We start from the raw sequence: 21,377 nt of genomic DNA on the forward strand, positions 1-21,377 counted from the left end.
CTTCATTTCACGACAGAATGATGTCTATATGATGACAGCTCGGGTCGCCATCACATTAAATTGCCATCATTTACTGCTTGGCCACCTGCTTGCTGATCTTCAGGTAGTCCAGCAGGATCCGGCCAGTCTCGGCCAGGTAGGCGTCGTCTTCCGGCTTGGTTTTTTCCGCCTCGGCCGGCAGCGCATCTTCATCTTCTTTCTTCAGCTCTTTGAGCGGGTCTTCGCCTTTGGCCTTGCGGCGGACGTTTTCCAGCACCAGTTGCTGATTCTCGATGTCGGCATGCTGCTTGCGGCGGTCGACTTCGTTGAGGCTGACGGATTTTTCTTCCATCAACTTTTTGGCCAGGGCCAGCTTGTCGCGGATGAACACGAACTCGGCATCCTTGGCGGAGCGGGTGTCGTGGTCAGCCTTCAACTGCACCAGGAATGGCTTGAACGGGTCGGACGCTGGCTTGATCGCAGGGCGGATGGTATCCCACGGCATGGCTTCCGGCAGGGCGCTTTCGCCGATTTCCTTAGTGTCGATGATCGACGGGAAATCGATGTCCGGCAGTACGCCCTGATGCTGGGTGCTCTGCCCGGAAACCCGGTAGAACTTGGCCAGCGTCAGCTTCAGCTCGCCATGGTTCAGCGGCTGGATGGTCTGCACGGTGCCTTTGCCGAAGGTCTGGCCGCCGATGATCAGCGCGCGGTGGTAGTCCTGCATGGCGCCGGCGAAAATCTCCGAGGCCGAGGCCGAGAGGCGGTTGACCAGCAACGCCATCGGGCCTTTGTAGAAGGCGCCCGGGTTCTCGTCTTCGAGCACGTCGACACGGCCGTCGGCGTTGCGTACCAACACGGTCGGGCCCTTGTCGATGAACAGGCTGGTCAGCTCGGTGGCCTCCTGCAGGGAACCGCCGCCGTTGTTGCGCAGGTCGATGACCACGCCGTCGACTTTTTCCTTCTGCAACTCTGTCAGGATTTTCTTAACGTCGCGAGTGGTGCTCTTGTAGTCCGGATCGCCAGCACGGAACGCCTTGAAGTCCAGGTAGAACGCCGGGATCTCAATCACGCCCAGTTTGTAGTCCTTGCCATCCTGCTTGAGGTTGAGGACTTTCTTCTGCACGGCCTGGTCTTCGAGCTTCACCGCTTCACGGGTGATGGACACGATCTTGCTGGTCTGGTCGTTTGGCGCATTGGTGTGTGGAATCACTTCAAGGCGCACCACGCTGCCTTTCGGCCCACGGATCAGCTTGACCACTTCGTCCAGGCGCCAGCCGACCACGTCGACCATCTCTTTGTCGGCCTGGGCCACGCCGATGATCTTGTCGGCCGGGGCGACCTGCTTGGTCTTGTCCGCCGGGCCTGCCGGCACCAGGCGCACGATCTTCACCTGGTCGTTGTCGCTTTGCAGGACGGCACCGATGCCTTCCAGGGACAGACTCATATTGATGTCGAAATTTTCCGCGTTATCTGGCGACAGATAATTGGTGTGCGGGTCGTAGGACATCGCGAAGGTGTTGATGTAGGCCTGGAAGATGTCTTCGGCACGGGTCTGGTCCAGGCGCGCCAGCTGGTTCTTGTAGCGTTTGGTCAGCAGTTCCTGGATCGCCTTGGGGTCTTTGCCGGCGATCTTCAGGCGCAGCACTTCGTCCTTGACGCGTTTGCGCCACAGGTCATCCAGTTCTGCGGTGGTCTTGAGCCAAGGGGCGTCCTTGCGGTCCACCAGAAGGGTTTCCTTCTCGGTGAAGTCGAGCTTGTCGGTGCCTTTGTTCAGCTCAGCCAAGGCGAAGTCCAGACGCGCTTTGACGCGGTCCAGATAACGCTTGTAGATGGTGAAGCCGGGCTGCAGGTCGCCGCTCTTGAGGAAGTCGTCGAACTGCGTCTTCCACTTGTCGAACTCAGCGATGTCGCTGGCCAGGAAGTAGCTGCGCGACGGATCCAGCAGCTTGAGGTAGCTGTCATAGATGATCACCGAGCGAGCGTCGTCGAGCGGCGGCTTGCTGTAGTGATGGCGCTTGAGCAACTCGACGACGTTAAGGCTGGCAATCACCTCATCGCGATCCGGCTGAAGGTTGTCCCAGCTGTTGGCTGCGAACGTATTGGTCGACATCGACGCGAAGCCGAGACCAATGAAAAGAGCGAGGGCGGTGCTTGGGAACAAATGCTTCATGCTGATTCGACGCGGGGGCAATTGATAACGCATATTAGGCCGTCTTTGAGGGAGCCGGTTCCATATGGTCCGGTCGCATAATGCAAAAAGCCCGGCGCTACTGCTACGGGCTCAGTCCAGACTCACTATGGAGGCACTGTGAAAGCATTGCAAGGCGTTGACGGTCACGTGGAGTGGTTGGAAGAACCCAGTCCTACCTGCGATGTAGGCCAAGTTCGCATTCGTGTGTCGGCAGCGGGCCTGAATCGCGCCGATTTATTACAGCGTGCGGGGCTTTATCCGCCCCCTCCGGGTGCCAGTGCAGTGCTGGGCCTGGAGTGTTCCGGGGTGATCAGTGAAGTGGGGGCGGGCTCGTCCTGGCAGGTCGGTGACCGCGTCTGCGCGCTGTTGGCCGGGGGTGGCATGGCCGAAGAAGTGGTGGTGGATGCGCGCCATGTATTGCCGGTGCCGGAGGGGCTGTCGCTGATCGAGGCGGCAGCGTTGCCTGAGGTGTACAGCACGGCGTGGCTGAATCTGTTCCAGTTGGCGGGCCTCAAGCCCGGTGAAAAAGTCTTGCTGCACGCAGGCGCCAGTGGCGTGGGCTCCGCGGCGATCCAGCTGTGCAAGGCATTTGGCAGCCCGTGCTGGGTCAGCGTGGGCTCGGCCGAGCGCCTGGCGTACTGCGAAGCTCTGGGTGCCCAAGGCGGCGTGGTACGTACGGATGGGATAGAAGGGCTGCGGGATTTCGGGCCGTTCGATGTGATTCTCGACCCGGTGGGCGGCGACTATGCGGCCCTTGACCTCAAGCTGTTGGCCCTGGATGGTCGCTGGGTGTTGATCGGCCTGATGGGCGGTCGCGAGGCCAAGCTGGACCTGGCCCAGGTGCTTGGCAAGCGCATCCAATTGCTGGGTTCGACCCTGCGTAGTCGCAGTGATCAGTTCAAGGCTGGCCTGTTCAGCGACCTGAGCCAACATGTATGGCCGTTGTTTGTCGAGGGGCGCCTGAGCCCGCAGTTGGCCAAGACGTTCCCGATCAAGGATGCCGAGGCGGCGTTTGCCGAGCTGGCGACCAACCAGATTTCCGGGAAGCTGGTGTTGGTGATCGATGAGACGCTGGCCTGATCTTTAACTTGGAATGCAACCAATGTGGGAGCTGGCTTGCCTGCGATAGCGGTGTGTCAGATGAAGAATTCTTCACTGATATACCGCTATCGCAGGCAAGCCAGCTCCCACAGTTGATTGGGTTTTCAATTCGGCAGGGTGTGATCAGATCCAGTGGTGGATGGGCCAGCCAGCTTGTTCCGCATGGGCGCGCAATACTGGATCGGGGTTCACTACTTGCGGATGATCCACTTTCAACAGCAACGGTAGATCATTACGCGAATCCGAGTAGAAATACGCCCCCTCCAACGTCTCGCCCTCCTGCTCCAGCCACTCCAGCAAACGCGTGATCTTGCCCTCGCGATAAGTCAGTACGCCCACGGTTCGCCCGCTGTACACGCCATGACTGACCTCCAGTTCAATACCCAGCACTTCATCAATGCCGATCCGCGCTGCAATAGGCTGGACCAGATGGGTGCCCGACGCGGAGATCACCAGAATCCGGTCGCCATTTGCGCGGTGACGGGCGATGGCCCTGGTGGCGTCGCTGTAGATCAGCGGCTCGATCACATCCTCGACCCAAGGCTCTACCAGGTGCTCGATTTCCGCCGGTGTGCGGCCAATCATCGGCTCCAGGCTGAAGTCCATGTAGTCTTCCATCTTCAGCTCGCCCTGGCTGTAGGCGTCCATCAGTTCGTTGTTCTTGCGCATGAACGACGCCGGGTCGACCCAGCCCAGGCGGCCCATCTGCTCGCTCCACAGGGTGGCGCAGTCGCCGTGGATCAAGGTGTCGTCCAGATCAAAAATTACCAATGCCATCGGTCGTGCTCTCTCAGTAAATCGTTGCGTCAGGCTACTTCACACAGGGCGCTTGGGTCGATGGAAAGTGCCAGGCGCTGGCCGTCCGGATGCAGATCGTCGGCCGAGCGGTTGAGCACGTCCACCACCAGTTCCACGCCGCGCGCCTCGATGCGATAGCGGATCACATTGCCCAGCAGGCTGTGGCTGCGTACCAGGGCGTCGAGTTCGCCGCTGCGGCTCAACTCGATGGCCTCGGGGCGAATGGCGATGCGGCTGTTGATCGGACGTTGCAGCAGTTGGGTCGCCTTGTCGGCATCCAGCAGGTTGTAGTTGCCGATGAATCCGGCGGCGAATACGTCGACCGGCGCGGTGTAGAGGGTCTCGGCGTCGCCGCTCTGGACGATCTTGCCCTGATTCATCAGGAAGATGCGGTCGGACATGGTCAGGGCTTCTTCCTGGTCATGGGTCACGAAGATCGTGGTCAGGCCCAGTTCGCGCTGGATCTGGCGGATCTGTTCGCGCAGGTGCTTGCGAATCCGTGCATCCAGCGCCGACAACGGCTCATCCAGCAACAGCAGGCGCGGGCGGGTCACCAGGGAGCGGGCGAGGGCCACGCGCTGGCACTGGCCGCCGGACATCTGGTGCGGGTAGCGGCCGGCGAGGTCCTTGAGTTCCACCAGTTGCAGCACTTCCTGCACGCGCTTGTGGCTGTCGTCGGCGTTGACCTTCTGCATGCGCAGGCCAAAGGCGACGTTCTGTTCCACGGTCATGTTGGGAAACAGCGCATAGCTCTGGAACACCATGCCGATGTTTCGTTTCTGCGGGCTCAGCGGGACGATGTCCTGGTCATCCAGCAGGATTTTGCCACTGTCCACCGGCGTCAGCCCGGCGATGCAGCGCAGCAGCGTGGACTTGCCGCAACCGGACGGGCCGAGCAGGGTGACGAACTCACCCTTGGCGATCTCGCAGTTGATGTCACTGAATACCGGGGTGCCGGCGTAGCCTTTTTGCAGGTGTTGGACGCTGACGAAGCTCATTGGCTTTTGTCCTTGTTCAAGATATTGGCGGCCCAGGTCAGCACCAGCACAAAGAAGAAATAGGAGATCACGACGGCACTGGTGAAGTGGCCGCTGCTGTTACGCATGTTGTTCAGGTACACCTGCAACGTTTCGTAGCGGGTGCCGACGAGGATGTTGGCGAACACGAACTCGCCGAACAGGAACGAGAATGACAGCAGCAGCGCCACCATCAGGCCTTTGCGCAGGTTCGGCAGCACCACCAGGATCGCCGCCTGCCAGGTGCTGGCGCCGAGCAGTTGGGAGGCGTCCATCAGGTCGCGCAGGTTGATCGCTTGCAGGTTGTTGGTGATCGCGCGGTACATGAACGGCAGGGCGACGGTGAAGTAGCAACCGATCAGGATCCACGGTGTGCCGACCATCGCCAGCGGCCCGGAGCCGTAGAGTTGCAGCAGGCCCACGGACGACACCACCGGCGGCACCGCGAAGGGCAGCAGGATCAGGATGTTCATCAGCGCATCGAGTTTCGGGAAGTGGTAGTGCACCACGAACAGCAGCGGCAGTATCAGCACCACCGACAGGATCAGCGCGCCGACGCACACCAGCAGCGACTGCCCGAACGCCATCAGAAAGCGCGGGTCGCTCCATAACTGCACGTACCACTTCAGGGTAAAACCGGCAGGCAGGATGGTCGCCGACCAACTGCTGGCGATGGAGTAGACAAAGGTGCCCACCAGCGGCAGCACCAGGATCGCAAACAACACATACACCACCACGCGGTGGTAGAGGGAGGCCGGGCCGGCTTCAGCGCGAGACATGGTAGCTCCTCTTGAGCAGCAGTTGATGGACCACCGTGACCACGGTCATCAGCGCCACCAGTACCACGGCCAGGGCGCTGGCCATGTTCGGGTCGAGGGACACATCGCCGGACACCAACCCGGCAATACGGATCGGCAGCACGTTGAAGTTGCCGGTGGTCAAGGCATACACCGTTGCATAGGCGCCCAGGGCGTTGGCCAGCAGAATCACGAACGTACCGAGCAGGGCCGGGGTGAGCACCGGCAGGCCGATATGCCGCCAGAACTGCCAGCCGTTCGCGCCAAGCAGTGCAGCCGACTCACGCCAGTCTTCGCGCAATGCATCGAAGGCCGGGTACAGCAGCAACACTCCCAGGGGAATCTGGAAGTAGGTATAGAGGATGATCAAGCCGGTCTTGGAGTACAGGTTGAAGTCCTGAATGATCCCCGCCTGCTTGAGCATGATCGTAATGCTGCCGTTGAAACCGAGCAAAATGATGAACGCGAACGCCAAGGGCACACCGGCAAAGTTGCTGGTCATGTTGGCGAAAGCGGTGACGAAATTGCGCAGTGGCGAATCCACCCGGCGTAACGAGTAGCTGCCCAGCGTGGCGATGATGATGCCGAATATGCTGGAGTAGAAGCTGATTTCCAGGCTGAACTGGATGGCTTGCAGGTAGAACTTCGAGCTGAAGATGCGCACGAAGTTTTCCATGCCCCAGCCGGCCTCTTCGGTTTGCAGGCTGTTGATCAGCACCCATACCAGCGGGGCGATTTCGAACACGATAAAGAACAGTGCGAAGGGCACCAGACACAGCAGCGCCAACCATTTGCCTCGGGTCATTTCAACAGCTCCCGGCAGACAGGTTTGTCGTGGGGCGCGCCCAGAAGTTCACAGACGGTGCCGCACAGGTCGGTCTGTTTCGGCGTGGCGTTGGGGTCCAGGCTGAAGGCATCGCCGAAGACAAACAGCGGCACTTCGCGTTCCTGCGCCAGCAGGCCGTTGTGGGAACGATCGTTGTTCATGCCGTGGTCGGCGGTCACCAGCACTTGGTAGCCGGCGTCGAGCCAGGCTTGCAGGTAATCGGCCAGGATAATGTCAGCCGAGCGTGCGCTGTTGCGGTATTGCGGGGTGTCAAGGCCGTGCTTGTGGCCGGCGTCGTCGATGTTCATCGGGTGCACCACCAGGAAGTTCGGTGCGTGTTTGCGGCGCAGGCTTTCGGCGTCGGCAAACAGGTGGGAGTCTGGGTAGTGGTCATGCCAGTAGAAATGCCCGTGCTGGATCGCCAGTGCCTTGTCGTCGGTATGACGGTCGCGGGCGGCGAGGAAGGGGGTGCGGTTATACAACTCGCTGACCCAGTGGTAAGCCGCCGCTGCGGTGGACAGACCGGCATCGGTGGCGTAATGGAAAATGCTGCGCTGGTTGGACAGGCGCGAGACGTTGTTGTGGACGATGCCGCTCTGGATCGGAGGCACGCCGGTGAGTATGCATTCATACAGCGGGCGGGACAGGGCGGGCAGTTCACATTCCAGCTTGTAGAGGGCTGCGCGTCCTGCGCCGACATAGGCCTGCAAGTGCCCCATGGCGTGCCTTGCAACCTCGAAGTTGAGGCCGTCGAGCACGACAAGGATGACATTGTGCTTCATGGGGGGAGGCGCTCCGCAACAGTAGGCTTGACTCAATTTCTCTGACACAACCGGACCAAATTGTGGGAGCAGGCAAGCCAGCTCCCACACCGACCGCATTTCAGGTCTGTTATTTCATCTCTACGATGACTTGCTCGTTCCACAGTTGTGGCAGCTTCTTGGCAGTCGCTTCCCAGGCGTCGGCATCCTTGATCGGTTGCGGGTTGGCCTTGGTGTACTGCTCGCCCGGGATCAGGTTCTTGGCGATTTCGGCCGGCAGTTTCAGGTCGGTTTCAGCGCGGATCGGGCGCGCATTGCCCTTCGCCAGGTTGAGCTGGCCGGCGTCGCTGAAGATGTATTCGCGGGTCAGCTTGGCGGCGTTCGGGTGCTTGGCGTATTTGTTGATGATGGTGGTGTAGCCGGATTTCACCGAACCGTCGGATGGGATCAGCACCACGTAGTCATCCGGGTTGGCCATCTTGGCCTTGTAGCTGAGGCCGTTGAAGTCCCAGACCACGCCCACTTCGACTTCGCCTTTTTCCATGGTGGCGATGGTCGGGTTGGACAGGCCAAGGCGACCTTGCTGGGCAATCTTGGTGAAGAACTGCAGGCCTGGGGCGATGTTCTTTTCGTCGCCTTTGTTGGCGATGGCCGCCGCCAGCACACCATTGGCCGCTTGGGCCGCAGTGCTTACGTCACCGATGGAAACCTTGTACTTGCCGGTCAGCAGGTCAGCCCAGCTGGTAGGCACTTCAGAGCCGTGCAGCAGCTTCTTGTTGACGATAAACGCGATGGTGCCGGTGTAGGCCAGGGCCCAGTGACCGTCTTTGTCCTTGGCCCAATCCGGCACCTGCGCCCAGGTGGACGGTTTGTACGGCTGGGTCACGTCCTGCTTCACTGCAATCGGGCCGAAGGCCGCGCCGACGTCGCCGATGTCGGCGCTGGCGTTGTCTTTCTCTGCCTTGAACTTGGCGATTTCCTGGGCCGAGCTCATGTCGGTGTCGATGTGCTTGAGGCCGTAGGTCTTGGCCAGGTCTTCCCAGGTGCCTTTCCAGTTGGCCCAGTCATCGGGCATGCCGACGCTGTTGACGGCGCCTTCCGCTTTCGCGGCGGCTTCAAGGGTTTTTAGATCGGTATCAGCGGCCATGGCGGCGGTGCACATGGCAATGGTCGAGCCTAACAGTGATGCCAGGAAAAGCTGTTTCATCCGAAGCTCCTTTGGGCGTTATCAACGCTGCGTTTTTATGAACGATTGCGGGGGGCGATTCATCACTGATTTCTTGGGGCGCGTCCCAAGAAATCAGTGATGAATCGCCCCAGTTGGTCTAGGTCAGCAATACCTGAGCCAATTTAGGCCCGGTGGATGACAGTTTCATGTCGATGTCGTTTTTAAATCGCTGATGTCGCTGCGCTCAGAGTGAGCGTAGACCATGCCCAGGTGCCCGCATTGATTGGACTTGGCCGATGTATTGCAGGGTGTTCTGCGCGGGGCTGACACGGACTGTCATCTGTCGGTCATCTGCAATGCCTAGGCTGACATGCAACTGCAACAGCCCAAATACAGCGCGGTTTCTGCACCCGAACGGTGCTGGTCTAGTCCAGATAGGTAACGTTGATGCGTGATGAGGCAATCAAGGCGGTGACATCCATCGGCCTGGCGCTGCAAGAGCAGATCGACCACGGCCTGTTGCCGCCCGCCAGCAAACTCCCGGCCGAGCGCAAGCTCAGCGAGTTGTTTGGTACCACCCGGATCACGGTGCGGGAAGCCTTGTTACAACTGGAGGCCCAGGGCCAGATCTATCGTGAAGAACGCCGTGGCTGGTTTGTCTCGCCGCCACGGCTGGCCTACAACCTGATGCAGCGTAGCCACTTTCACGCGATGGTCAGCGACCAGGGGCGGGTGGCGTCCACCGAAGTGATCTCGGCGCGCTTGCAGCCGGCGTCGGCGGCGGTGTGTGCGTGGTTGCAGTTGCCGGCGTTGTCGAGTGTGATCCAGATCTGCCGGGGTCGGCGGATCGACGGGCGCCTGGTGCTGTATGTGGAGCACTACCTGAACCCACAGTATTTCCCGGGGATTCTGGACTGCGATTTGAATCAGTCGATGACCGAGTTGTATGCCCGCAAGTACGACCTGCACTACGGGCGGGTGCGCTTTGAAATCGTGCCGACGTCACTGCCGGTGGAGGCTGCCGCGACGTTGCGTGTGTCGGTGGGCAGCCCCGGCTTGCGCATTGCCCGGGTCAATTATGACCAGCACCAGCGGTTGATCGATTGTGACCTGGAGTTCTGGCGGCATGATGCGATCCACGTGGGCGTGGATGTGGTGTGACCCTCGCCACAGTTGGATTTAGGGTGTGAGTGCCTTGAGCACCTGATCCACATTGGTTTCCAGCTCTGCCACCGGGTCTGCGCCATCCACATTCAAGACCAGCAGTTGCGAACCGCCAGCGGCAACCGCCGCTTTTACCGCTTCGCTTGGCTGCCGGTGATGCAGCACCACGGCCACGTCGTTGTCTTTGAGCTCGGCACTGAGTTTCTGCAAGGCCTGCGGCGTCCACTCGGCGTCCGGCCGCGCATCGGTGCTGATGACTTCCAGGTTCAAGCTGCTGACCAGATACGCAAAGTGATCGCTCAGGCTGACAACGCTGAGGTTGTCTGCCTTGGCCAACCGCGCTTCGCTGTCGGCGGTGAGTTTGAGCAGGCGCTGTTTGAGGGCGGCGAGGTTGGCGTCGATCTTTGGCTTGGCTCTCGGCGCCAGGCGGCTCAGGTCGGCGGCCAGCACGTCGGCCATGCGCCCCAGGTTGTTGCTTGATTGCCATGGCTGGCTGTTCAAGCCGTCGGCCACGCCGGGCTGCACGGCGATGCCCGGCAGGCCGCCGTCTACCGGGCGTGCGGCGTCGATTTCGACGATGCGGATGTTGCTGCGTCGCGCTACCGGGTACAGCGGGTCATCGGCCCACAGCGAGCGCAGGCCGATGGCGGCGTCGGCATCCGCGGCCAGCTTGCCCAGCGCCGGGGCGCCACGGCCGGTGAAGTAGGACACCTGTCGCGAACCCGGTAGGTTGGCTGGCGCGGCGCGTTCGAGTTGCACGTCGGTGCCTTTGAGCAACACCTCGGCCAAGCCGTAGGTGACCGGCAGCGAAGCCAGCACCTTGACCGGCTTTATCGAGGTGGCCTTGCTGAGCGCGGCATGGCCGAGGCCGTGGTTGGTTTTGAAACCGTTGGGCTCGAAACCGTCGACAGCCAGTGCCGAGGTACTGATCAAGCAAGCGATGGCCAAGGCCAGTGGGCGAAAGACGGGGCGCATTATCCTAGATTCCCTTTGAGGCTGGGCACGGTGCCGCGTGCGATGGCGGCGAGGGCGAAGGCGATGCCGGCCATCAGGATGATCGCGGCACCGGACGGGATCGGCAGGTCGAAGATGATCGGCAGCAGGATGCCGCACAGGGTGCTGACCGTGGCGATCACCACCGAGATCCAGAAGAAGCCCTTGAGTGACTGGCTCAACAGGCGTGCCGCTGCGGCCGGGATCACCAGCAACGCACCGACCAGGATCGCGCCGATCACCTTGACCGCCGCCACGGTGATCAGCGTCACCAGGATCACGAACAGATAATCCAGGGTCTTTACTGCCACGCCACGCACCGCCGCCAATTGCGGGTTGAAGCTGGCGAGCATGATGCGGTTGTACAGCGGCAACGCCAGGGCCATCACCAGCGCGCCGACAATCGCCAGCACCAGCAGGTCATTGCCGTTGACGGTCAACACCGAGCCGAACAGCACGTTTTCGAGGATGTGCACGTTGATCTTGCCCGCCAGGATCAGCAGCAGGCTCGCGCCCAATGCCAGCGACACCGAGAGGAACACGCCGATCAGGGTGTCCGGCGCCAGGCCCGTACGGTTGCGCAGGTAGTTGAGCAGGATGCCGAACAGCAGGCAGTAGCCAAACAACGCGCCATACGGCCCGGTGTAGGGTTCGCCGAGCAGGATGCCCACGGCCACGCCGGTCAGTGCGGCATGGCCGACCGCTTCGGAAAAAAACGCAAAGCGCTTGACCACCACCAGCGTGCCCAAACCACCGAGTACCGGCCCGATCAGCAGGCCGGCGAGCAGCGCGTTGACCACAAAACCATAGGCCAGCGCTTCCGGCAGGTACCCGGAAGAGGCCCAGCCCTGGACCATCAAGCGAAAAGCTTCATAACTCATTGCGCCGGGCTCCGAGGGTGGGTGGAGAACAGGGTCAGCAGGCGATCCGGGGTCAGTGCTTCTTTGGGCGTGGCGTCGAACAGCACGCGGCGGTTCAGGCCGGTGACGCGGTCGGCCAGGCGGCCGACGGCTTCGAGGTCGTGCTCGATCCACAGCACGGTGATCCCGGCCAGGCGCCAGTCGTTGAGCAGGCGTTCGAACACCTGGATGCCGGCTTCATCGAGGGCCGACATCGGCTCATCCAACACCAGCAATTGCGGCGCCGGGATCAGCCCCTGGGCCAGCAACACGCGCTGACGTTCACCGCCGGACAGCGCGCCCATGCGGCGCTTGCGCTTGTCCTGCATGCCAACGCGCTCCAGGGCATCGCCAATCGCGCTGGCGTAGTGTGTGGACAGGCCAAGAAATGCCGGGCGGCGCTGGCACATGGCAGCCATGAAGTCATCCACGGTCATCGGCAAGCCGCGGTCAAATTCCAGTGCCTGGGGGACGTAGCCGACGGTACCCACGGCTGTCGGCCAGTGCAGGCGCAATTGCCCCTGGTGCGGCGTTTGCCCCAGCAAGGTCTTGATCAGCGAGCTTTTGCCGCCGCCGTTGGGGCCGACCAGCGCGTGGATGCTGCCCGGCTCTACCTGGAAGCTCACGCCGTCGAGGATCGTGGTGCGGCCCAGGGTCAGGCAGATTTTGTCGAACTCGATCGTCGGGCCGATGCTGGCGACTTTCAGTTGCTCCGCCGCCGTCATACTCCCGACTCCTGGATCGCCCGCACCACGGTGTTGAGGTTGCCGGTCATTTCCTTTTCGTACTTTTCAGGCGTGTATTCGCCGTAGGAAATATGCGACAGCGGGTACAGCTTTACCCCGGACTCACGCTGGATGGTCTCGACGTAGGTCGACGGGAAATCCATCTCCGAGAAGATCACCTTCACGTCCAGCGCGCGCAGTTCATCAATGGTTTTCTTCAACTGGCTCGGGCTCGGCTCGATGCCGTGGGCCGGTTCGACCACGGCGGTGACTTCCAGGCCGAATTCGCGCAGCAAGTAGTCGTAGGCCGCGTGCACGGTGGCCACGCGCAGGTCCGGGTTGGGCGCGCTGGTCAGTTTGGCCAGGGCGTCGGCGCGCATCTGGCGCAGGCGCTTGCCATAGGCGCGGGCATTCTGGGTGTAGGTCTTGGCGTTGTCCGGGTCGAGCTTGCCCAGCTCGCGGGCAATGTTGTTGACCTGGGCAATCGACGCGCTGATCGACAGGAAGGTGTGCGGGTTGACCACCTTGCCCGCACCGCGTGCGGCATTGCCGGTGGCGGCCAGCAGCGGCACGTTGGCGTTGGCTTCGATCACCGGGATGTCCGGGCGCTCGCTGGTGGCGATCATGCGGTCGGCGAAATCGTCATGGCCGACGCCATTGAGCACGATCACGTCGAGGCTGCCGATGCGCTTGATGTCATCGGCGCGCGGCTCGTAGGCATGGGGGTTGAAACCGGCGGGAATCAACGGCACCACCTCGGCCTTGTCGCCGACGATATTGCTCACGTAGCTGTAGTACGGATGTAGGGTGATGCCGATACGCAAGCGTTTAGCCGCCTCGGCATTGGCCAACGGGGCGAACATCAGGCTGCACAGGCCAACCAGCAACAGGCGCAACAGGGGGGATGAAATAGACATGGGCAATCGGTCTTCTCGTTCAGTGGCGGTGCTGGCGCGTCACGCCAGCATCGAATTGCGTGACCACCTGTTGCCAGCCGGCTGCGATCAGCGCCTGGTCAGAGAGGTCGGAAGGAGCGGCCAGGTTGGCGCTGCGATTGAGCCAGACATCCGGCTCGGCACCGTGCACGCGCATCAGCAGCGAACCGGCGGTGCCCGGCGCCTGGCTCAGGCCCAGGTAGGACGATGGCTCCAGCACCTGCCAGCGATGGTCGCCGCGGCTGACTGAACTGGCGTCCTGGGCGAAGGGCGCGAAGCCTTCTTCGGCCAATTGCGCGGGCGTTGGCAGGGCGCTGTGTTCCTGCTGCAGCAACTGGATTTCATCCAGGGTCACCCGCAGGTCGGCGTAGATCCCTTGCTCGGCGGCGCTCAGGTCGCGGCGTGCGTCGAGTTGATGGCTGGGCACGGCCGCGACGGTCTGGGTTTCGCCGTGCAACGCGATCACCGAGCCCGCCACCGCGAGGATGATCAGGCACAGCAGCAGGACGTAGAGGGTTTCGTGGCCGGCCCCGGCGGGGCGGATAACCTGTGTGGTACTCATTGTGGCTGGATGTCCGCTTGGTCGATTTCCACCACGTGGCCAGGGCCCGCATCAAACAGCACGTAGAACTCCGCGGAGGGTTTCTTGAAGGTCAGGGTCGAATCCTGGCCGAGCTTGCCGGGCACCAGGATGGTTTCGTCGTAGCCAATCACGTCCAGGGTCACGCCGGGCGCGCCGCTGCCATCGGAGAAGCCGCCTTTGCACTGGATCTGCTCGCCGGGGATTTCCTTGCATTCGCACATCGGGTTGTGGGCCAGGGCCAGGTTACTGAAACCGGCGCACAGCAGCAGGACGCTGCAGGCGCGGGTCAGGCGCATCAAAGTCATGGTTTAACTCCTTGCTTGTTCAGCCAGGCAATGGTGGCAGGCGAGGCCTGGCTCAGCGGGATGGAACCCTGGTGCATGCTGCCGTCCCAGCCTTCCATGGTGATCCACACTTCGGCGTCTACCGGCGTGCGTTCCGGCACCGGCAGGGCGGCACCCATGCGGTACGGCGTGCCAAAGAAGATCACCCCGGCAGCCCGCAGGCTGCGAGGCTTGCCGATACGCAGGTAAGTGGCCTTGACCTGCTCGGCACAGGTGTCGCACAGGGCGGCGTTGAAGAACTTCATCGGGCCTGCCGGGTCCGGGCTCGGGCCTTCATTGCGAAACTCGGCGAGGGTCAGGCTCCAGGGCCCGACCTGCACGTCACCGGCTACGCGTTCGCCGATACCGCTGTCACCGCGGAACAACGCGGCGTCGGCAAAGTATTTGGGCATGAAGCCCAGAGGGATCAGCAACAGCAGGACATTGATGTGAAAACGCCACTTCAGCCAAAAGGCCCGCAGGGGCGAAGGCGGTGCGGCAAGGACCTTGCTCATGGGCGGGCCTCCGAAGTTTCAGCCTGCATGGCCGGGATAGCAGCCGGCGCGCGTTGCGTCTTGGCTTCGCGCTTGAGGGCATTGAGGGTGGCCAGGGCGGTGCGTTTGGTCCAGATCAGCAGGCCGCTCAAGACCATCATGCTCATGATCAGGCCAAAGAACGCCCAGATCAGCTTGATCCACAGGCCACCGAAGTCGCCGGTGTGCAGCGGGCGCATGGACTCGGTGACGAACTCCAGCTTTGAACGGTCGGAAAGCAGGTGCGCGGCGGCGACCTCTCCGTCGTAGGGGTTGATCTGTGCGGTCTGGTACATCAGCGGGTACCAGCCGCGGCCACCAATCTGCAGGTGGCTGTAGGCGTTGAGCGGCAGGCTGACGAAACTCGCCTCCAGGCCCGGGATGCGCTGGGTGGCAATCTTGATTGCCTCGTCCACCGGAATCATCGGTGCCGGCACGCCGGGCTGCGACATGGGCACCTTTTCCCGGGCAATCACCGGGATCACAGGCTCCGTGGAGATCGAAATCTGGTTGTCCCCCAGGATCGCGCGGATCAGGAACCAGATGCCGGTGACGGCGATCACCAGGATGAACCAGATCGACCAGATCCCGCTCAGTCGGTGGAAGTCACCCCAGAAGATCCGCGCACCGTGGCGCACCCGCAGGGTCGGGCGCAGGAAGCCTTTCCAGAATTTCTTGTATACCACCAACCCGGTTACCAACGACGCCAGCAACGGAATGCCGAGCGCCGACACCAGGTACCAGCCCCAGCTGTAGCCATTGGTGAACGGCACCAGCCACCAGCCGTGCAGGGCGCGGGTAAAGGCCTGGAAGTTGAAGGACGGGCTGATGCCCTGGATCTTGCCGGTATACGGGTTGACGTAGACCTCGACCGAGCGCCCATCCGGGTAGCTGAGGTCGACGCTGAGGGCGAAATGCGATTCGTCGGGACGGCTGATCGACTGGACGAACACCTGGGGCTCATCGCGCTTGATGGCGGCGATCACCTGATCATAACTCAGCGGTTCGGCATCGTCCGATGGCTTGCTGGCGCGGATATCCGGGTTTGCCAGCCAGACGATCTCCTGGCTGACCACCGCCAGGGTGCCGGTGACGCAGACGATCAGTACAAAGAACCAGATGGGCAATGCCAGCCAGCTATGTACGAGAAACCAGAGTTTTGAGCGTGACTTCTTCGACATGTGAATGCGGGTCTTGATCGGAGGGGGGCGATGGAGGCCCGGGAAAGGCCGGTCGTAGCTTTTGCTGACGCGACGGGCTGTATCTAAGTTAAGACGGATGAGAATGAGAAATCCCTAACCGACAAATGAAAGTAAATGTTTCAGTGGCCTGTGAGCGAACACGTGATCACCCCGCAGCAGGGCTTTATCCTGCCTTGAGGTGGCAGCTGTGTTTTTCGAGGCCGGCGAACACGCAGGGACTCCTGATGCTGAGTGCCTGCATCCTGGAATCACACGGGGCAAGGGTGAACGCGTGGGAGGGGGCAGGCCCCCTTCCACATTGTGATGGTGTTGCTCCTGGAGTCTCAGCCTTGCTGGAACATTTCCATGGCGCGTTGGCGGATCTGCGCTTCGGTCAGGTCTTCTTTGTGGGTGGCCACAAACCACACATGGCCGAACGGATCTTTCAGCGTGCCGCAGCGGTCGCCGTAGAACTGATCCTTGGGTTCAGAGATCACGGTGCCGCCGGCGGTGATGGCTTGTTTGTACTGCTTGTCGACGTCGTTCACATAGAGGTGGATGCCGACGCTGGTATGCCCATCGCGCGGGCTGCCAAAGGCACTTTCATCACAGGGCGAGCCCAGCATGATCGGCGAGCCGCCGATGCGCAGTTCCGCATGGCCGACCTTGCCGTCGGGCATGTCCAGGCGCATGACCGCAATAGCATCGAAGGCTTTTTTGTAGAACTCGATCGCTTCGGCGGCTTTTTCGATGCCAAGGTATGGGGTAATGCTCTGAAAGCCCTCGGGGATAGGTTTGACGCTCATTTCGTTCTCCTTAGGTGGTGGTTTTGGAGGGACGGCCTTTTCACTATAGGTCACACCTTCGTGGCAACCACATTGACTGGCCCTTCACGTGGGCTCCAGCAACTGCGCCCCCGGCCCGCGCTCACCCAGTTGATCACCCTGATTGCGCAACGGGCATGCCTCCAACGACAAACACCCACAGCCAATACAGCCGTTGAGCTTGTCGCGCAGCAGCAATAACTTGTTGATCCGTTCGTCGAGGTCTTCACGCCACAACGCGGATAGCCGCTCCCAATCCTTGGCCGTTGGTGCGCGCCCATCCGGCAAGGCATGCAGCGCTTCGCCAATGGTTGCCAGGGGAATCCCCAAACGCTGTGCGATCTTGATCACCACCACCCGTCGCAGCACATCCCGTGGATAACGCCTTTGGTTGCCCGCGTTACGATTGCTTTTGATCAGGCCCTTGGCCTCGTAGAAGTGCAGGGCCGTGACTGCCACGCCGCTGCGGGCGGCCAGTTGGCCAACAGTGAGTTCCTTGTTGAGCATGCATAAACTCCGAAACAGCGCTTGACCTCTAGTTAACTAGAGGTTTTACCCTGCGTGGCATCGAATCGCAAGATTCTGCCTACAGAGAAAGGGGAGTGTTCATGCAGGTATCAGAGAAGAATCGCGGTTTCACTCAACTGATCGAATTTCACATCGAACCCCGGCAGCAAGTCGCCCTGGTGGCGGCGTTATCCATCCAAAGCGAACGCCTGGCCCAGGACCATGGCGGTTTTTTGAGTGCGAGCGTGCAGGTCAGCGATGACGGGCGGCGGGTGCTCAATTGTCTGCAATGGCAGTCCCGCGAGGATGGCGAGGCGGCGTTCCAGCGCTTTGAGCACGGCGAGGATGATTTCTGGACGCTGATTCGCGCCCACCAGGCCACGGCCGTGACCTTTGGTTCGTTCCAGGTGCTGCGCAGTTTCGAGCGCAGTCATGACGATGCGTTGCACTGCCGCCTAAATGGATAAGTGCAACATCCGTTCGCCTTGCACGTTTTCCCTCGGGCGACGTTTGTTCACCGCCAGCTCGCCGATCTTGATCAGGCGTGTACGTGTGACGTTGCGGCTCAGGCCCAGCAGGTTGGCGGTGTGCACTTGGTTGTAATGGCTGAAACGATAGGCGGCACGCAACAGTGCATCCTCGACCTTTTCGTGCAGGGCACCGGCCTGTTCTTCGAAGATTTTCTGGAAGGCTCGCTCCAGTAGCGCTTCGGCACTGTTGTCGGTGGCGTGCTGGCTGTCGTCCTGGCGCTCGATGCGCAGGTTCGACAGGCGCAGGTCGTCGCGTTCGATCACGCCGTTGTGGCAGATCAGCAAGGTGTGGTGGATCACGTTTTCCAGCTCGCGGATATTGCCCGGCCAGCTGTAGCTTTTAAGCTTGTGTTCGGCCTCGCGGCTGATCGTGATCGGCCCGTAGCCCAGGCGCTGGCTGTAGGCTTCGATAAAATGCCGGGTCAACGGCAAGATGTCGCCGGGGCGTTCACGCAATGGGCTGAGTTCCAGGCTGACCACGTCGAGGCGGTAGTAGAGGTCTTCGCGGAAATGCCCGGCGTTGATGGCCTTTTCCAGTTGCACGTTGGTCGCCGCCAATACACGCACATCAATCGCAATGCTCTTGCGCGAACCCAGGCGTACGACTTCGCGCTCCTGTAGGACGCGCAGCAACTTGACCTGGATCGCCATCGGCAAATCGCCGATCTCGTCGAGAAACAAGGTGCCGCCGTCGGCCTCCTCGAACCAGCCGGCCTTGGCACTGAGGGCGCCGGTGAAGGCGCCTTTTTCATGGCCGAACAGTTCGGCTTCCACCAGGGATTCGGAGAACGCCCCGCAGTTCACCGCCACGAATGGCCGGTTGCGCCGCGCGCTGAGGTTGTGGATATGCCGTGCCACCAGCTCTTTACCGGTGCCGGTCTCGCCGATGATCAACACGCTGGCTTCGCTGGGCGCCACTTGCTGGATGTGGTCGAGCAGCGCCTGGGATTTGGGGTCTTCGAAGACCTGGGCAGTGGCGCGGATCGAGGTCGCAAGGGCGGGCGAGGGCGGTAAGGTTAAAAGCTGCATGGGCACCTCTTCTTAGGAGTAGAACGTCGGAGTCGGCAGGGATTGGTTCAACGCCCAGTCCCCCAGTTCATGGAGTTTGTAGTCCACTGGATCGTGCAGGGTCTGGGTGCGCAGGTTGCGCCAGTGGCGGTCCAGGCGCAGCGACGCGTGGGTGGAGCGTGCACCTGTGACTTCAAACAGCCGGCTGCACAACTCCAGGCCCTGGCGGGTGGCGGCGACCTTGGCGGTGGCGATGGCAATCGCCAGTTGGCCACGTTCGTGTTCACGGAGGTTGGGGCCTTTGGCCCAGGCCTGGTCGAGCAAATCGGCGGCACGTTCCACTAACAGGCGCACGCCTTCCAAGGCCACCCAGAACTCGCCGTAGTGATGCAGCACGTACGGGTCGTTGCGCACCTCGGCGGCGGAGGATTTATGCCAGGCACGGGTTTCGGTGAGGGTGTAGTTGCGCGCTTCTTCGAAGGCGCCTTCGGCAATTCCGAGAAACATGTGCGTGAAGGTCAACTGCGCGATCAGTGGGCGCAGGCAGGCGAAGGGCGTGCTCAGCGGGCCGGGATCGAGCAGCAGTTCCGACTCTTCGACGCGGACCCGCTCGAAGCTGGCGCTGCCGCTGTCGGTCTGGCGCTGGCCGATGTTGTTCCAGTCGTTGTGCAGGGTGATGCCGCTGCGCCCGCTCGGGATGGCGGCGATCAGCAGTTTGCCGCCGGCGTTTTCATCCACCGCCGAGGCGATGAGCATTTCCGAATCGCTGGCGCCGGAGCAAAAGCTTTTCTTGCCGGAGAACTCACGCCAGCCACCGAAGTCCTTGACCACCGTGCGAGTGTCCAGCGGGTTGAGGGCGTTGCCCCAGAACCAGTTTTTGCGTGCGGTCTGTTCGAACCACGGTTGCCATTGGTCCGGGCGCGAAAACAGGCGCACGGTGGCGAGCATCAGGTGGTGGAAGCCGAAGACGTGGGCGATGGAACTGTCGACCTTGGCGAATTCACGCACGACGCCCAGGGTGTCGCTCCAACGTGCGCCGAGGCCGCCGTATTGGGTGGGAATACTCAGGGCCAGCAGGCCGCTGTGGCGCAGCGCGTCGCGTTCGGCCTTGGGCGTGCCGCCGCGCTCGTCGCGTTCGACGGCGCTGAGGGCGAATTCGGCGGCCAGCAGTTTGGCGGTCTGCAAGGGGGAAGGCAGGACGCTGTGGGGTTTGGCTGTCACGCGGGTTTCCTCACTATCGATTTGGTAATGAAGGCCAAATGAGGGAGCGGGCTTTTGTGGGCGCTGGCTTGCCTGCGATAGCATCACCTCGGGCTAACTGACATACCGAGGTGTCTGCATCGCGGGCAAGCCCGCTCCCACATAAAGCCGATCTCACTGCCCTCAAGCCTTTTTCGTGGGCAGTACATCGTTGGCAATCATTTCGCCGAATGGACCAGTGAGGTTGGTGATACCGCGCCCGGCGAGGCTGGCGTATGGCTCCGGCAACAGCGGGAACACCAGTTCGGCAAAGCGATATGCCTCTTCCAGATGCGGATAGCCGGAGAAGATGAAGCTCTCGATGCCCAGGTCGGCGTACTCCTTGATGCGTGCCGCGACCTGTTGCGGGTTGCCCACCAGCGCCGTGCCGGCACCGCCGCGCACCAGGCCGACACCGGCCCACAGGTTGGGGGCGATTTCCAGGTTGTCGCGGCGCCCGTCGTGCAGGGCGGCCATGCGGCGCTGGCCCTCGGAATCAAAGCGCGAGAAGGATTTTTGCGCAGCGGCGATGGTTTCATCGCTGATGTGCTCGATCAGTTTGTCGGCGGCTTTCCAGGCGTCTTCTTCGGTTTCGCGCACGATCACGTGCAAGCGAATGCCGAACTTGACGGTGCGGCCGTGACGGGCGGCGCGCTCACGCACATCCGCGAGTTTCTCCGCGACGGCAGCGGGCGGCTCGCCCCAGGTCAGGTACACGTCGACCTGCTCGGCGGCGAGGTCGTGGGCCGCGTCGGAGGACCCACCGAAATACAGCGGTGGGTAGGGCTTCTGCACGGGTGGGTAAAGGGCCTTGGCGTTCTGCACGCGCAGGTGTTTACCTTCGAAATCCACCGATTCGCCCTGCAACACGCGACGCCAGATCTTGAGGAACTCGTCGGAGACTTCGTAGCGTTCGCTGTGGTCGAGGAAACTGCCGTCGCCGCGGTTCTCGTCGGGGTCGCCGCCCGTGACCACGTTGATCAGCAGGCGGCCGTTGGACAGGCGATCCAGGGTTGCGGCCATGCGCGCTGAAACGGTCGGAGAAATAATCCCGGGGCGGATCGCTACCAGATAGCGCAGGCGCTCGGTCAATGGCACCAACGCGGAAGCGATGACCCAGGAGTCTTCGCACGAGCGCCCGGTAGGAATCAGCACGCCGTGGTAACCCAGGCTGTCAGCCGCTTGCGCGACTTGCTTCAGATAATTGAGGGTGACTGGCCGTGCACCTTGGGTAGTGCCCAGGTAATGACCGTCGCCGTGAGTCGGCAGAAACCAGAAAACATCCATGACAAA

At 61.8% G+C, this 21,377-nt stretch carries 23 protein-coding genes; 3 read left to right on the forward strand and 20 right to left on the reverse strand.

The window, feature by feature from the left end:
- Positions 1-70: 70 nt before the first annotated feature.
- Positions 71-2,152: a carboxy terminal-processing peptidase gene (locus tag LIY36_RS09245; RefSeq protein ID WP_226455493.1), complete on the reverse strand. Its 2,082-nt coding sequence runs from the start codon at positions 2,150-2,152 to the stop codon at positions 71-73.
- Between the two features lie 138 nt (positions 2,153-2,290).
- Here LIY36_RS09245 and LIY36_RS09250 point away from each other — a divergent pair, with 138 nt between their 5' ends.
- Positions 2,291-3,253 carry a zinc-binding dehydrogenase gene (locus tag LIY36_RS09250; protein ID WP_226455494.1) on the forward strand — a complete coding sequence of 321 codons (963 nt, stop codon included), beginning with the start codon at positions 2,291-2,293 and terminating at the stop codon, positions 3,251-3,253.
- A 144-nt stretch (positions 3,254-3,397) separates the two neighbouring features.
- Here the strand turns inward: LIY36_RS09250 and LIY36_RS09255 are convergent, their stop codons facing one another.
- From LIY36_RS09255 to LIY36_RS09280, 6 genes are all read right to left on the reverse strand, one after another.
- Positions 3,398-4,051, reverse strand: coding sequence for an HAD family hydrolase (locus LIY36_RS09255; RefSeq protein ID WP_226455495.1), 654 nt, complete (start codon positions 4,049-4,051; stop codon positions 3,398-3,400).
- 29 nt (positions 4,052-4,080) lie between these two features.
- Positions 4,081-5,070, reverse strand: a complete 990-nt coding sequence (locus tag LIY36_RS09260) for an ABC transporter ATP-binding protein (RefSeq protein ID WP_192301213.1) — start codon at positions 5,068-5,070, stop codon at positions 4,081-4,083.
- Complete coding sequence (locus tag LIY36_RS09265; RefSeq protein ID WP_192301214.1) at positions 5,067-5,867, reverse strand: ABC transporter permease; 801 nt, start codon at positions 5,865-5,867, stop codon at positions 5,067-5,069. The genes LIY36_RS09260 and LIY36_RS09265 overlap by 4 nt, the downstream gene beginning before the upstream one ends.
- Positions 5,854-6,690: an ABC transporter permease gene (locus LIY36_RS09270; RefSeq protein ID WP_192301215.1), complete on the reverse strand. Its 837-nt coding sequence runs from the start codon at positions 6,688-6,690 to the stop codon at positions 5,854-5,856. Before LIY36_RS09270 ends, LIY36_RS09265 begins: the two co-directional genes overlap by 14 nt.
- Positions 6,687-7,493, reverse strand: coding sequence for an alkaline phosphatase family protein (locus tag LIY36_RS09275; RefSeq protein WP_226455496.1), 807 nt, complete (start codon positions 7,491-7,493; stop codon positions 6,687-6,689). The genes LIY36_RS09270 and LIY36_RS09275 overlap by 4 nt, the downstream gene beginning before the upstream one ends.
- Before the next feature lie 109 nt (positions 7,494-7,602).
- On the reverse strand, positions 7,603-8,679 hold the full coding sequence (locus LIY36_RS09280; protein ID WP_226455497.1) for an ABC transporter substrate-binding protein: 1,077 nt from the start codon (positions 8,677-8,679) through the stop codon (positions 7,603-7,605).
- A gap of 408 nt (positions 8,680-9,087) precedes the next feature.
- Between LIY36_RS09280 and LIY36_RS09285 the strand changes: the two genes are divergently transcribed.
- Positions 9,088-9,801: a UTRA domain-containing protein gene (locus LIY36_RS09285; protein WP_017734819.1), complete on the forward strand. Its 714-nt coding sequence runs from the start codon at positions 9,088-9,090 to the stop codon at positions 9,799-9,801.
- An 18-nt stretch (positions 9,802-9,819) separates the two neighbouring features.
- Here LIY36_RS09285 and LIY36_RS09290 read toward each other — a convergent pair whose 3' ends face one another.
- The 10 genes from LIY36_RS09290 to soxR form a co-directional block, all read right to left on the reverse strand.
- On the reverse strand, positions 9,820-10,779 hold the full coding sequence (locus tag LIY36_RS09290) for a metal ABC transporter solute-binding protein, Zn/Mn family (protein WP_226455498.1): 960 nt from the start codon (positions 10,777-10,779) through the stop codon (positions 9,820-9,822).
- Positions 10,779-11,678, reverse strand: a complete 900-nt coding sequence (locus LIY36_RS09295) for a metal ABC transporter permease (protein ID WP_192301219.1) — start codon at positions 11,676-11,678, stop codon at positions 10,779-10,781. The genes LIY36_RS09290 and LIY36_RS09295 overlap by 1 nt, the downstream gene beginning before the upstream one ends.
- Positions 11,675-12,421 carry a metal ABC transporter ATP-binding protein gene (locus LIY36_RS09300; protein ID WP_226455499.1) on the reverse strand — a complete coding sequence of 249 codons (747 nt, stop codon included), beginning with the start codon at positions 12,419-12,421 and terminating at the stop codon, positions 11,675-11,677. Before LIY36_RS09300 ends, LIY36_RS09295 begins: the two co-directional genes overlap by 4 nt.
- Positions 12,418-13,338, reverse strand: coding sequence for a metal ABC transporter substrate-binding protein (locus LIY36_RS09305; protein ID WP_226455500.1), 921 nt, complete (start codon positions 13,336-13,338; stop codon positions 12,418-12,420). The genes LIY36_RS09300 and LIY36_RS09305 overlap by 4 nt, the downstream gene beginning before the upstream one ends.
- Before the next feature lie 19 nt (positions 13,339-13,357).
- Positions 13,358-13,918 (reverse strand): DUF6162 family protein, encoded by a 561-nt coding sequence (locus tag LIY36_RS09310; protein WP_226455501.1) that lies wholly within the window; start codon positions 13,916-13,918, stop codon positions 13,358-13,360.
- The gene (locus tag LIY36_RS09315; RefSeq protein WP_192301223.1) at positions 13,915-14,244 is read right to left on the reverse strand and encodes a hypothetical protein; all 330 of its coding nucleotides are present in this window, start codon (positions 14,242-14,244) and stop codon (positions 13,915-13,917) included. The genes LIY36_RS09310 and LIY36_RS09315 overlap by 4 nt, the downstream gene beginning before the upstream one ends.
- Positions 14,241-14,777 carry a thiamine pyrophosphate-binding protein gene (locus tag LIY36_RS09320; protein WP_192301224.1) on the reverse strand — a complete coding sequence of 179 codons (537 nt, stop codon included), beginning with the start codon at positions 14,775-14,777 and terminating at the stop codon, positions 14,241-14,243. Before LIY36_RS09320 ends, LIY36_RS09315 begins: the two co-directional genes overlap by 4 nt.
- Positions 14,774-15,976 (reverse strand): PepSY-associated TM helix domain-containing protein, encoded by a 1,203-nt coding sequence (locus tag LIY36_RS09325; RefSeq protein ID WP_226455502.1) that lies wholly within the window; start codon positions 15,974-15,976, stop codon positions 14,774-14,776. Before LIY36_RS09325 ends, LIY36_RS09320 begins: the two co-directional genes overlap by 4 nt.
- Positions 15,977-16,320: 344 nt before the next feature.
- On the reverse strand, positions 16,321-16,782 hold the full coding sequence (locus LIY36_RS09330) for a VOC family protein (RefSeq protein WP_226455503.1): 462 nt from the start codon (positions 16,780-16,782) through the stop codon (positions 16,321-16,323).
- 84 nt (positions 16,783-16,866) lie between these two features.
- A complete protein-coding gene (gene soxR, locus LIY36_RS09335; RefSeq protein ID WP_192301227.1) occupies positions 16,867-17,307 on the reverse strand; it encodes a redox-sensitive transcriptional activator SoxR in 441 nt (146 codons plus the stop codon).
- 101 nt (positions 17,308-17,408) lie between these two features.
- Between soxR and LIY36_RS09340 the strand changes: the two genes are divergently transcribed.
- Entirely contained in the window at positions 17,409-17,774 is a 366-nt protein-coding gene (locus LIY36_RS09340) for an antibiotic biosynthesis monooxygenase (protein WP_192301228.1), read from the forward strand.
- On the opposite strand, the gene LIY36_RS09345 is transcribed toward LIY36_RS09340, so the two are convergent.
- From LIY36_RS09345 to ssuD, 3 genes are all read right to left on the reverse strand, one after another.
- The gene (locus tag LIY36_RS09345; protein ID WP_226455504.1) at positions 17,763-18,866 is read right to left on the reverse strand and encodes a sigma-54 interaction domain-containing protein; all 1,104 of its coding nucleotides are present in this window, start codon (positions 18,864-18,866) and stop codon (positions 17,763-17,765) included. The two genes, LIY36_RS09340 and LIY36_RS09345, sit on opposite strands and share 12 nt — an antisense overlap.
- A gap of 12 nt (positions 18,867-18,878) precedes the next feature.
- The gene (locus LIY36_RS09350) at positions 18,879-20,066 is read right to left on the reverse strand and encodes an acyl-CoA dehydrogenase family protein (protein WP_226455505.1); all 1,188 of its coding nucleotides are present in this window, start codon (positions 20,064-20,066) and stop codon (positions 18,879-18,881) included.
- 162 nt (positions 20,067-20,228) lie between these two features.
- Positions 20,229-21,371 (reverse strand): FMNH2-dependent alkanesulfonate monooxygenase, encoded by a 1,143-nt coding sequence (ssuD, locus tag LIY36_RS09355; RefSeq protein ID WP_226455506.1) that lies wholly within the window; start codon positions 21,369-21,371, stop codon positions 20,229-20,231.
- Positions 21,372-21,377 lie beyond the last annotated feature (6 nt).

This window comes from Pseudomonas sp. AF03-9 (genome assembly GCF_020515815.1).
Lineage (GTDB): Bacteria > Pseudomonadota > Gammaproteobacteria > Pseudomonadales > Pseudomonadaceae > Aquipseudomonas.